This window comes from Intestinibacter sp., from assembly GCF_034113885.1.
GTDB lineage: Bacteria > Bacillota > Clostridia > Peptostreptococcales > Peptostreptococcaceae > Intestinibacter.
In genome coordinates, this window is the sequence record NZ_JAXEWM010000233.1 from 1 (window position 1) to 11706 (window position 11706).

Here is an 11706-nt window from a genome sequence, read left to right on the forward strand (position 1 = left end):
AAAAGAAGCTTATAAAGATTTTTTAGATAGAATGCAATTAGATTACGTAGATGTAGGAATGATTCACTATATAGATGATGATAAAGATTTCGATAGTGTATTTTACGGAGAAATTATAGAATACGCAAAAGAACTACAATCAAAGGGAATAATAAAGCATCTAGGAATATCAACTCATAATCCAGATATAGCGCTAAGAGCCGTAAAAATAGGAATAATAGATGTAATATTATTTAGCATAAACGCAGCATACGATATGTTGCCAGCTAGTGAGGATGTAGATATTTTATTTGAAGAGGATACATATAAGGATAGAATTTACCAAGGAATTGAACCAAAAAGAGAAAAATTATATCGTATATGTGAAAACGAAGGTGTAGCCTTAACTGTAATGAAGGCTTTTGGAGCAGGTGTACTATTAAATGAAAAGCAATCTCCATTTAAAAAAGCACTTACACCTGTCAAATGTCTTCATTATTGCTTAACAAGACCAGCAGTTGCAACTGTAGCAATAGGAGCTTCAAATGTAGACGAAATTTTATCTTCTGTTTATTATGAAAAGGCAACTGATGAAGAAAAAGACTACGCAAAAATTTTAGCCGATGCTCCGAAAAGTGCATTTACGGGTCAATGTATGTACTGTGGTCACTGTGCACCTTGTTCAGTGAAAATAGATGTAGCATATGTAAATAAATATCTTGATTTAGCGTCTATTCAAGACGAATTAGCAGAAACAGTAAAAAATCATTATGAATTACTGGCTCATCATGCATCTGAATGTATAGAATGTGGTTTGTGTATGGACAATTGCCCATTTGGTGTAGATATTATAGGTAAAATGAAAGAAGCAGCTAAACTATTTGGAAAATAAAATGAATCAATTAATTTATATTTAACAACTTTGTGATAGTGGTTTACAGTACATCACAAAGTTGTTAAATATATTTACAATGGACAGGAAAGGAATATGTATATGAAAAGTTAATAAAAAAAGACGAATACAAAAATTCGCCTTTTAGTACTGTATTTGTACAATATATTATTTTCTGATCATTTTAGATTTAAAGTTATAAACAGGTTTTGCGATATATAAAATATCTACAGTTTCTTTAACTTGTTCAATAATCAAATCAGCAGGTTTATAGGCTTGAGGTGATTCGTCTAATGTTTCCTCGCATACAGACCAAGTATTTATACCGTCCATATCATCTTTGAAGTCGTCCATTGAAAGAAGTTCTTTTGCTTCACTTCTAGATAGTAGACGCCCAGCTCCATGAGGCGCTGATTGATTCCAATTGTCGTTGCCTTTTCCAAGGGCGATTATAACGCCTTCCTTCATATTAAGTGGAATAGCTAATTTTTCACCTTTTTTAGCAGAGATAGAGCCCTTTCTTATTATGATACAATCATCTGTGCTTTCTATATAATTATGAATAGTGTCGAATTGCTCTACAACTTCTATTTTTAAAAAGTCTAAAATATCTTGAGATATAGCCTGTTGCTCACATATATCTGTGTAGACAACTGCATTTGTGTATTTTCCATTTAATGTAAACATTATTCATCGCTCCTTTTATATTGTCATTTTTTTAACTAAATTTTTACTGAAAACAGTAGAGTTTTAAGGAATAAATAAAGTTACTGGTGGAAAATACCTCCTCAAATAATATTTACCTGTTAGATTTGTTCAGATGAAGAAGCTTCATCAGAAAAATCAATTGCATTCACGTCTTTTGGATCATGTTCTTCGCAGAAGTAACGAACTTTTCCATCACATTCGTATTTTATCAAATCTTCAATTCTAAAGTATGTATGGCATTTTTCACATTGTGCTATAGAATCATCTTGTGCACATTTAGGGCATATCATATCATATTCATAATAATGATAATATGGGTCGTTTGTTTTTATTTCACAATCACAAACTCCGCAATAGCCGATTATTTCAGCTGATTCATCTTGAAAATTATCTTCATGATTATTCGAATAATTATAATCCATTTTTAATCCCCCTTTTTCCTTATAAAACTAAAAATATATAAAAAAATCCCTATTTATTTTATTATAACACATAGAAAAGTGTATCGCACTTTATACTTTATGTGTACTATATTAATTTATTTTTAAAAATAAAGATTTTATTATAGAGTTAAACTCATTTGATTTTGTGAATTATTGAGGTAAATGTAAAAGTAAGAAAAGAAATTAGAATATGGTTACTTTTGATTAAATGTAAACTGCTAAAATGCTGAATAATAAAGTTGTTTTTTTTAGCAGTTTACTAATTATTTTATTATTTTAGTTCAGAAGTACAATTTGGGCAACGAGTAGCGCTTATTGGTATTTCGCTACAGCAGTAAGGACATACTTTTGTAGTAGGTTCTGCTTCAGTTGCAACTTCTTCATGTTTTCCAAGGCTGGCAAGTTTATTCATACTTTTAACTATTAAGAATATAACAAATGCCATAATTATAAAGTTTATAATTGCTGTAATAAAAGATCCGTATTTAATTTGAACATCTCCAATATTTATTACTAAGTTGCTGAAATCTTGATTAGCAAATAGCCCTATTATAGGAGATATTATATCTTGAACTAAAGAATTAACTACACCTTGGAATGCGCCCCCTATAATAACACCGACAGCTAAGTCTAGGACATTTCCTCTAAGAGCAAATTCTTTAAATTCATTTAAGAATTTTGACATAAGATTCATCCTCCATTAATATTTTAAAATTTATTTACAGATAATTATACCATTAAATTCGATTTTGTGACAAATTATTGTCAGTTTTGTAAATATTTTGTAGCTATTTGGTATTTATTAAATAATGGTAGGCTATTTGATATTTTCTATTTCTATCTAAATCCCTTTCTGTTAAAGTAGAAAGCCTTCTTAGATCCATGTTGTTTTGTAAATCGGCTAATTTTACTTCTTTTGCCAGAGGATTCGAGCTCACTTTTTTGACATAATCCATGTAATCTATATCGTCTGATCTTGTAAGCATTACTATTGCATCTACTATGTGCTTTGAAAGTCCTGCATTTAGTAGATCCTCTTTAGTTACATCTGTATCTTCTATTATATCGTGTAAAATTGCCACTATTTTGGCGTCGTCTGTTTTTACAGTTTCCATGACGTGAAGTGGATGTAGTATGTATGGTCTGCCTGATTTATCCTTTTGATTTTTGTGCTTTTTTATAGCTAGTTCTAGCGCAAATTGTAGTTGTTCGTTATATGATAGCATTTGAAAACCTCCCTGCTTTTTGAATTTATTATATCATAACAGGGAGGTAATAAGCTTAGAAATCTTCTCCGCCTTGGACTTCTGAGTCATAGCATATGCAATCTTCTGCTGTATTTCCACATTCTCTACAACAGTCGCAATATCTTGAATCTCCACCACAAATTCCGCATTCGTATTTTTTGCTTGGAGTATCTCCTGAATCGTCAGCATCTTGTGGAAGTTTTGCAATACAAGATTTACAACCAACTGCAACTACTGCACCTGCTACATTTTTTATACTTCTCTTTTCAGATATAGGGTATTTTTTGTTGCACATTGTGCATGTAAATGTAGATGATTTTTTTGTTGTAGTTTGCTTCGTAGATGATTTTTTTGTAGAGCTATTAGAATTGCTTGGAGTATCTCCTGAATCATCAGCATCTTGTGGAAGCTTTGCAATACAAGATTTACAACCAACTGCAACTACTGCACCTGCTACATTTTTTATACTTCTCTTTTCAGATATAGGGTATTTTTGCTCGCACATTGTGCATGTAAATGATTCTTGATCCTCAGATTTTTCATCTGTTTTTTTGTTTTCTGTTACTTTAGTGCTACTGCTACTTTGAACAGTTGTCTTGCTTGAACATCCTATTAGTGAGATGCTTAAGATTATACATATACATAAAGTTAGATTTTTGAATAATTTCATAGTCTTTCCCCTCCTAGTGTATTTTAATTTCATTATATTGATATCTGATTTAGATAGATATAACCCAAGTGGGTAATTATTGAAAATTTGTATAGATGAAAACGCAAATTACAACTGCTAGTTTTTGACATATAAAATGAAATTAATAAAATTTAAGGAGGAAGCAAAATGAATAGATTGAAAGAATTGAGAGCACAAAATAATTTAACACAAAAGGCTGTGGCGAGGGCTGTTGGGATTACGACTAGTTATTATGGGATGATAGAGTTGGGAGTTAGAAAGCCAAGTCTTTCGTTGGCGATGGATTTAGCTAGATTTTTCGATACTTCTGTAGAGGAGATTTTTGTGGATTTATAAAAAATAAAATATATTTCTCAGTAGGAAATAAGAATAAAAATAAAATAGAAAAGATACTCATTGTGTCTTTTCTATTTATTATAGAAATTAAAAATTTTTAATCTAGAGCTATTGTAGAAACAATGTTTAATTTAACAGTGATTTTCTGAGCTTTCTACAAGCTTTAAATCGACCATACCTTCGATTTTAATTTTATCTAGATTGTTTAATTTTCTATATTTTTCAATAAAAAATTTTTCGCTGTCGTCGCTAATAACGATCTTGTCTCCAAAATTATCGGAGCCAGATATTAGCCAGTCCAGTGAAACCTTGTAATATTTGGACAAAGAAAGTAAAACCTCAATAGTTGGAGTTCTCTTTCCCTGCTCATAAAATCCATAAGCACTTGTAGTTATTCCTAAAATATTAGCAACATCCTTTTGCTTAATGCCCTTTTCAGTTCTTAAAGTTTTAAGTCTATCTGATAAATTACTCACAAAAATCACTCCTTTCTATCTATTATAATATTACAACATATAGTTGTAAATTAAAATGAAAAAATATTGATAACAACTTAAAGTTGAATTATAATTGTAGATAACAACGAATTGTTGATTGAGGGAGAGAAATAGATGAATAATTTGAAAGAACTTAGGATTAAAAAGAACTTGAAACAGAGGGAAGTTGCAGAGGCCGTGGGTATTACAACTAGTTATTATGGGATGATCGAGCTGGGCAAGAGGGAGCCTAGCTTGGAATTGGCGCTTAGGATTTCTAGGTATTTTGGCTTGAAGATTGAGGATATATTTGGGCAATAGTAAATTTAAAAATATATTTAATAAATATAAAATAAGGAGGGATTTTATATGGGAATTTTTGATGCATTAGGTGGAATTGCAAGGGGTGCTATGGATGCAGCTAGAAAAAGTCAAGAGGAATCAAGACAAGCATATGAAAAAGGGAAAAGGATGAATTATAAAGAATTAGTAAGAGCATGTAAGAATGGAACACTTAGTCAAAAAACAGGATATAATAAAGCTCTTAAAGAAATGATTAAAGAACTAAGTAAGGATATGTCATATGATGAATTAGTTTATGCTTGTGAGTCTGCATCAGTACCTGTTGAAAGAAAATGCTATGGTAGATTAGTTATAGATGAAATTGATAGAAAGAGTAAATATATGTCAGATAGAGAAGTAGCAGATAAATTTGAAGATGCATTTACATCAATTGAAAAAAACGGATATGCTAAAGTTCTTGAAAAAAGAGGGTACTTGGAAAAGAACAGTGAAGGGAAGTATAAGAGAACATCAAAAAGACTATAGTTTTAGCTTGAAAACAAAAACAATAAATTATTAAATGAATAACAAAAATAGCCTTTTACTAAAAAAGTAAGGGGCTTTTTTTATTGCAAAAACTCAACTTTCAACACTTTTACAAATGTTCTTTAAAAATATTATTGCAAAAAATCCAAAATATGCTATTATATAAGTATAAACAAATGACAATAAAAATAAAAAAACTGTCAAATGACAATAATATAAATTTTATATACTTGAAAGGGGTTAAAAAAATGATCGTTACTTCAAAAGAACTTTACAAAATCGCACAAAAAAATAATTTCGCAATACCAGCAGCAAACTACATAGATGCTCTTTCAGCAGCAGCACACGTAGAAGTTGCAGAAAAATTAGGACTTCCACTAATATTGGAATTTGCTCAAGCACATGAAACTTTACTTCCATTTGAAGATGGACTAGAAATCGGAAAATACTATGCTGAAAAAGCTAAAGTCCCAGTAGTTCTACATTTAGACCATGGAACAACTAAAGAAAGAATATTCCAAGCTATAGACTTCGGATTTAGATCAGTTATGATAGATGCATCTTCATACAGCTTTGAAGAAAACGTAAAAAGAACAAAAGAAATCGTTGACTATGCTCATTTAAGAGGAGTAGTTGTAGAAGCTGAAATAGGACATGTTGGTCAAGGGGAAGAATACGATGACAAAGACAGCAACGATAACATATACACAACAGCAGCAGAAGCTAAAGCATTTGTTGAAGCTACAGGAGTTGACTCATTAGCAATATCTATAGGAACTGCTCATGGTTCATACAAATCTCAAGCAACACCAGTTATAGATTTCGATAGATTAAAAGAAATCGCAGCTACAATAGATACTCCATTAGTTTTACATGGTGGTTCTTCTTCAGGAGATGAAAACTTAAATAAATGTGCAACAAACGGAATAAGCAAGGTAAACATCTACACTGACTTATGTGTTGCAGCTCACAAAAAAGTTCAAGAATCAGACTGCAAAAACTACCATGAAATAAAAGCAGCTATGAAACAAGGAATGATGGACTGCTTAGAACATTACTATGAAGTATTTGAAACTAAAAAATTCAACAATAAATAAGAATTATAAATGTAAGTAAACTAAAATATCGATAAATAAAAATAGAAATTAACAAAAAAATCAAGGGGGTATAGAAATGGCAAAGGCTCAAACACCATTTTTAGTAGTAAATCCAAAATCATATTTATATGGAGAAAAAAGCTTAGAATTAGCTAAAGCAGCAGATAAAGTAGCAAAAGAAACAGGAATCCAAATATACTTTACTTGCCCATTTGCTGATATTCGTTACATAAAAGAAAACACAGAAAACATAATAGTTACAGCTCAACATATGGATCCTTTAACTCCAGGTCGTGGAATGGGACATGTTTTAGGGGAATCTTTAAAAGAAGCTGGAGCAGAAGCAGTTTTCCTAAATCATGCAGAACACGCTATGACAATAAGCCAATTATCAGCAACTATAAATAGAGCTAAAGAATTAGGAATAATAGTAATAGCATGTGCAGACTCAGTTGCAGAAGCAGTTGCTATATCTAAATTAAACCCAGAAATATTATTAGCTGAACCAACAGAATTAATCGGAACAGGTACAGTAGCAGACGACAGCTACATGGTAGAAACAATAGAAAAACTTCACGAAGCAAACCCAGATGTATTAGTTATGATAGCTTCAGGCGTATCTACAGCAGATGATGTTTATCATATATTAAAATTAGGTGCTGACGGAACAGGAGCAACTAGCGGAATATTAAAAGCTCCAAGTCCAGCAGGTAGAATCCAAGAATGGGCAGATGCAGTTATAAAATTACAAAACGAAAAGGCAGGTAAATAATATGAAATTATATAAAGAACAAATAGTACTTACTTCACATGGAAAAACTCCAAGTTATTTTGATATAACACCACAAGTTAAAGAAGCAATAGCTAAAAGTGGCGTAAAAGAAGGTATATGTACAGTTTTAACTGCACATACAACTTGTTCAGTATTCTTTGAAGAATTCGTTCATGACTATACAGAAAGTGGAGATGAATTCCTACAAGTTGACTTAAACAACGTTCTTGAAAAAATAATCCCAAATCAAACTGATTACGGTCAATACACTTACCCAGGTGAAAAACACTACGAAGCAGTTGAATCTTGGCCAGATGCTGAAGTTTATCTTCCAGGAGGAGATAGAACTCAATTATTTAACTGTGACGCTCACTTAAAATCAACTATACTAGGTTCTAGTGAAACTTTTGAAGTAGCTGATGGAAAATTAGGTGTTGGTACAACAGGATATATTTACTTTGTTGACTTTGATCGTACTCGTTCAAGACAAAGAAAATGTAAAATAATCATAATAGGAGAAGAATAATACTACACCCTGTATTTTGAAAAAAGTGAGTTCTGGAGCGGAGCTCACTTTTTATTTATAGGAACTTTATATTAATTTGAAATTATGGATAATCTGTGTGTAATAGATAAAAACAAGAAGTGATGAAATACTATAAGTTTTATTCAATATATACTCGATCTAGAACCATTGTAAATATGTTTAAGGATTTTGTGACATATGTATGAAAAAAATTTTGTTGCGACAAAATATTTAAATAATTATTTAACATGGTTTAAATTTTTATTTATAAGTAGGAAATATAAAGAATTTAATCGAATAAAGGAATTATTTATGGAATTAGCGACGAGAGATCTTTATATTACCCAGTATATGATAAAAAATAGATTTGTAGAGTTATTATAATGAATAAATTTTATATTATTTATTTTACATAGATACATATTTAGAACTATAATTGTTCACAAAGTTATTAAACATATTTACAATGGCAGAGGATAGAGTAGTAGCTTCGCTAGAGATAGATGTGATTAAAAAAACTATTTTGTTTAGTATATTTTTATTTTAGGGAAAAGTTATGCTATAATTTTAAACAGATTATTAATTATTGTAAGGAGTAAATTTTTATGGCACAAAATAATTTATCTAATAAATCGGAAAATTATGAGGATATGCTGATTTATATAGCTGAGTTATACTATCTAAAGGGTTTATCTCAACAGCAAATAGCAGATATAACTCATCAATCTAGAACAAATATTTCGCGCCTTCTTAAAATATGTGTAGAAAAGGGAATCGTGGAATTTAGGATAAAAAAACCAACTGGCAAGAGAGTTTATACAGCATCTCAGCTTGAACAGATGTTTAATCTAAAAAAAGCGATAGTAGTTCCAAATGGAGGAACATCAGAACAGCTAAGAAGAAGGGTAGCAGTAGAGGCTGGGGAGTATTTGGGAAGTATCTTAAAGGACGATATTTTGATTGGGATAAACTGGGGGTCTACAGTATACGAGATAGTTAAAAATTTTACTGTGGATCGTAAATACGATATAGATGTAATCCAGTTATTAGGAGGTGTCAATTCTAAGCTACGTGATGCTGACGGTCAACATATACTTCAAGCCTTTTCGTCAAATTTTAATGGAACAGGATATATTTTAAATGCGCCTTTTATAGTTCAAAATAAAGAAATAAAGCAATTGTTGATGCAAGAGCCACCTATAAAGGAGCATTTTTCAAAAATGAAAAAAACTGATATCGCAATTCTAGGAATAGGAAACCACACGCCTCAATCATCTATATATAACTCTGGATATCTGACTGATGAGGAAATGGAGATGCTAAAAAACGACGATGCAGTTACAGATATTTGTGGGTATGGCATAGATATCGAGGGAAATCCAGTTGAAACTGTGACTACAGGAAGAATAATAGGGATTGAATTAGATATTTTGAAGACTATACCAGTTCGCATCGGCTGTTTATCTGGGGTTGAAAAATCTCAGGCTGTACTCGGTGCGCTTCGAGGCGGATATATAAATGTTTTGGTTATCGATGAGGAAACTGCCAACGCTGTTATGATAGCAGAGGTCGATAATAAGCATAGTAAATAATAAGTGTGAAATTTAAAAAGGTTGTCGCAAAAATTAAATTTGTCGGCAACCTTTGATTTTTGAATTTATTTTATTATGTATTTGAAATAAAATCCAAAGCAATATAAGAGAGTTTAAGTCTTATAATATAATTTAAATTATCCAAATCCATACCATAAAGAGCATTTATTTTATTTAAGCGGTATTTTAATGTGTTGTAGTGGATATGAAGTTCATCTGCAGCTTTTTTTATATTTCCGTTGTTGTTTATAAAAGCTTTAAGTGTTTGCACATATTCTTCACTAGCTGAATTTAAAAACTCTATAAAATTTAAATCTACTATATTGTTAGTATTTTTATTTGTTAAAAAGCTATAAACGAGATTAGTCAGCATAAAATCAGAATAATAAAATATAGGCTTTTTAGAATCTGAATCATTAGAGAAATCTATAGCCTTTAATGTCTGTTCATATGCTAATTTTGTATTATGTAAATTAAAGAAAATATCGCTGATTCCTACAACTAATTTGTATCTTTTACATAAATCTAAAAAATGCTCAGACTCTATTTTTGAGTTATTTGGATATTTTTTATCCTGAGTAATATATAATACACATATTTGTTTTTCGTATATAAAAACAAGCTGATTATAAAATAATGACTTTATTAAATCGTATAAATTTTTTAAATCACTAGAAGTAGTATCTTTATCAATAAAATTAATATTGATTAAAAAGAAATTAGAGTGCAAATCTAAATTTAAAATCTCACATGTTTTTTCTAAAAAATAAGGTTTAACATTATATGATGATAATAAATAATAAAATATAGAATCAAGCTGACAATTATTACAATAGCTAAAACGAGGATCATTTATTATTGCTGGTGCTAATAATTTTTTTAGAGTATTAACAAGCTTTATATCATCTCTATTAAAAGGTTTATTTGATTCTAGTATATATAAATAAGCCATATCTAAATTATTGATTTTTATAGGGCATAAAAGAATCCTATGGTCCATTATATCTAAATAATCTATAATATGGGGATTGTTTTCTTTAGATATAGATTGTAAAAATTTAATGTCGTAATAAATTTTATCTAAATAATTGGGATCGGGATAATTATTTATTATATAATTTTCCCAAATACTATCATTTATTTTACTGTCTCCAGTATTACAAGCACATAGATAATTAGCAGCATTTGTCATTATTATTGGGTTTTTTAAGTATTCATATATTATATCTATTAAAGTATCAATACTTCCATTTTTTGAAATCGCAGAGATAATATTATTAGAAGAAGCTATAATATTAGCTTTTACATTTATTACAGCCTGTAAGTCTTCTAATAATCTGTATAGGCTTATTTTATTCTGTTCTAACATTAAAATATTACAGTTTTTTAATTTGAATAAATCGCATTCATTATCCACATCGACAATAATTAACAAATTTATAATTTTATCTGGAGAAAAATCTTTCGGAAAATTAGACAATTTACATATATAAAGGCTATATGAATTAAGATTATCGAAGTCATTTTCTATATAATAATAGTTGGAGATATTTATATTTTTTGCCATTATTACCAAAGGATTTTTTGAAGATAATTTTGCTGATATTTCATTAAAAGTTGCAGACAAAATAAGTCCTCCTTTCTATTTATTTTCAAAATCGAGATTGTATTTTTCTGATATTTCTAAAGCGACTAATGAAAGCCTTAGTTTTATAAGAGTATCAGAATTTTTTAAGTCGATAGAGTATTTATTTTTTAATTTTTCTATTCTATATTTTAATGTGTTGTAGTGAATTTTTAATTTTTCAGATATCAAATTTAAATTTCCATTTAAATCAAGGTAATATCTTATTGTAGTTATTAAATCCTGGTTATTTTCTTTTAAAAGATTCATAATTGTTGAATCAAATATATAATGAAGCTTTTGCTTTGCAACAAAATCGTATATTAGGTCGTGTAAAATATAATCGTCATAATGATATATAATAGGACGATTTTGTTCATAAGGATTTATATGGTTTCCAAAGTTTATAGCTGATAATGACTCAAAGTAAGCATTTCTTATATTTGAAATACCTTTAAATAGCTTGCTAACACCTACGCATAATGTATAATCTTT

General features: G+C 29.6%; 16 protein-coding genes. 8 read left to right on the forward strand and 8 right to left on the reverse strand.

The genetic code is table 11. The features are described 5' to 3' along the window. A partial coding sequence (locus SPD90_RS14030) for an aldo/keto reductase (protein ID WP_320925637.1) occupies nt 1-871 on the forward strand: 871 nt, incomplete at its 5' end. Between the two features lie 168 nt (nt 872-1039). Here SPD90_RS14030 and SPD90_RS14035 read toward each other — a convergent pair. The 5 genes from SPD90_RS14035 to SPD90_RS14055 form a co-directional block, all read right to left on the reverse strand. Continuing rightward, a complete protein-coding gene (locus SPD90_RS14035) occupies nt 1040-1558 on the reverse strand; it encodes an RtcB family protein (RefSeq protein ID WP_320925638.1) in 519 nt (172 codons plus the stop codon). Between the two features lie 119 nt (nt 1559-1677). Further along, a complete protein-coding gene (locus SPD90_RS14040) occupies nt 1678-2001 on the reverse strand; it encodes a hypothetical protein (RefSeq protein WP_320925639.1) in 324 nt (107 codons plus the stop codon). A gap of 292 nt (nt 2002-2293) precedes the next feature. Continuing rightward, nucleotides 2294-2707 (reverse strand): large conductance mechanosensitive channel protein MscL, encoded by a 414-nt coding sequence (mscL, locus tag SPD90_RS14045; RefSeq protein ID WP_320925640.1) that lies wholly within the window; start codon nt 2705-2707, stop codon nt 2294-2296. 103 nt (nt 2708-2810) lie between these two features. Continuing rightward, a complete protein-coding gene (locus tag SPD90_RS14050) occupies nt 2811-3248 on the reverse strand; it encodes an HD domain-containing protein (protein ID WP_320925641.1) in 438 nt (145 codons plus the stop codon). 55 nt (nt 3249-3303) lie between these two features. After that, a complete protein-coding gene (locus tag SPD90_RS14055; protein WP_320925642.1) occupies nt 3304-3939 on the reverse strand; it encodes a hypothetical protein in 636 nt (211 codons plus the stop codon). A 168-nt stretch (nt 3940-4107) separates the two neighbouring features. On the opposite strand from SPD90_RS14055, the gene SPD90_RS14060 reads away from it, so the two are divergent. Further along, complete coding sequence (locus SPD90_RS14060; RefSeq protein WP_320925643.1) at nt 4108-4296, forward strand: helix-turn-helix transcriptional regulator; 189 nt, start codon at nt 4108-4110, stop codon at nt 4294-4296. A gap of 131 nt (nt 4297-4427) precedes the next feature. Here SPD90_RS14060 and SPD90_RS14065 read toward each other — a convergent pair whose 3' ends face one another. Beyond that, nucleotides 4428-4772: a helix-turn-helix domain-containing protein gene (locus tag SPD90_RS14065; protein ID WP_320925644.1), complete on the reverse strand. Its 345-nt coding sequence runs from the start codon at nt 4770-4772 to the stop codon at nt 4428-4430. 135 nt (nt 4773-4907) lie between these two features. Here SPD90_RS14065 and SPD90_RS14070 point away from each other — a divergent pair, with 135 nt between their 5' ends. The 6 genes from SPD90_RS14070 (at nt 4908) to SPD90_RS14095 (ending at nt 9587) form a co-directional block, all read left to right on the forward strand. Then, complete coding sequence (locus SPD90_RS14070) at nt 4908-5093, forward strand: helix-turn-helix transcriptional regulator (protein ID WP_320925645.1); 186 nt, start codon at nt 4908-4910, stop codon at nt 5091-5093. A gap of 48 nt (nt 5094-5141) precedes the next feature. Then, complete coding sequence (locus SPD90_RS14075) at nt 5142-5600, forward strand: hypothetical protein (protein ID WP_320925646.1); 459 nt, start codon at nt 5142-5144, stop codon at nt 5598-5600. A 248-nt stretch (nt 5601-5848) separates the two neighbouring features. Beyond that, nucleotides 5849-6697: a class II fructose-bisphosphate aldolase gene (locus SPD90_RS14080; RefSeq protein ID WP_320624617.1), complete on the forward strand. Its 849-nt coding sequence runs from the start codon at nt 5849-5851 to the stop codon at nt 6695-6697. A gap of 76 nt (nt 6698-6773) precedes the next feature. Beyond that, nucleotides 6774-7469, forward strand: a complete 696-nt coding sequence (locus SPD90_RS14085) for a triose-phosphate isomerase (protein WP_320624616.1) — start codon at nt 6774-6776, stop codon at nt 7467-7469. Nucleotide 7470: 1 nt separating this feature from the next. Further along, complete coding sequence (locus SPD90_RS14090; protein ID WP_320624615.1) at nt 7471-7995, forward strand: YjbQ family protein; 525 nt, start codon at nt 7471-7473, stop codon at nt 7993-7995. Between the two features lie 605 nt (nt 7996-8600). Then, complete coding sequence (locus SPD90_RS14095) at nt 8601-9587, forward strand: sugar-binding transcriptional regulator (RefSeq protein WP_320925647.1); 987 nt, start codon at nt 8601-8603, stop codon at nt 9585-9587. Nucleotides 9588-9660: 73 nt separating this feature from the next. On the opposite strand, the gene SPD90_RS14100 is transcribed toward SPD90_RS14095, so the two are convergent. Both SPD90_RS14100 and SPD90_RS14105 read right to left on the reverse strand, forming a co-directional pair. After that, entirely contained in the window at nt 9661-11214 is a 1554-nt protein-coding gene (locus tag SPD90_RS14100; protein ID WP_320925648.1) for a PucR family transcriptional regulator, read from the reverse strand. A gap of 15 nt (nt 11215-11229) precedes the next feature. Further along, nucleotides 11230-11706: PucR family transcriptional regulator (locus SPD90_RS14105; RefSeq protein WP_320925649.1), on the reverse strand; the 477-nt coding region annotated here is incomplete at its 5' end.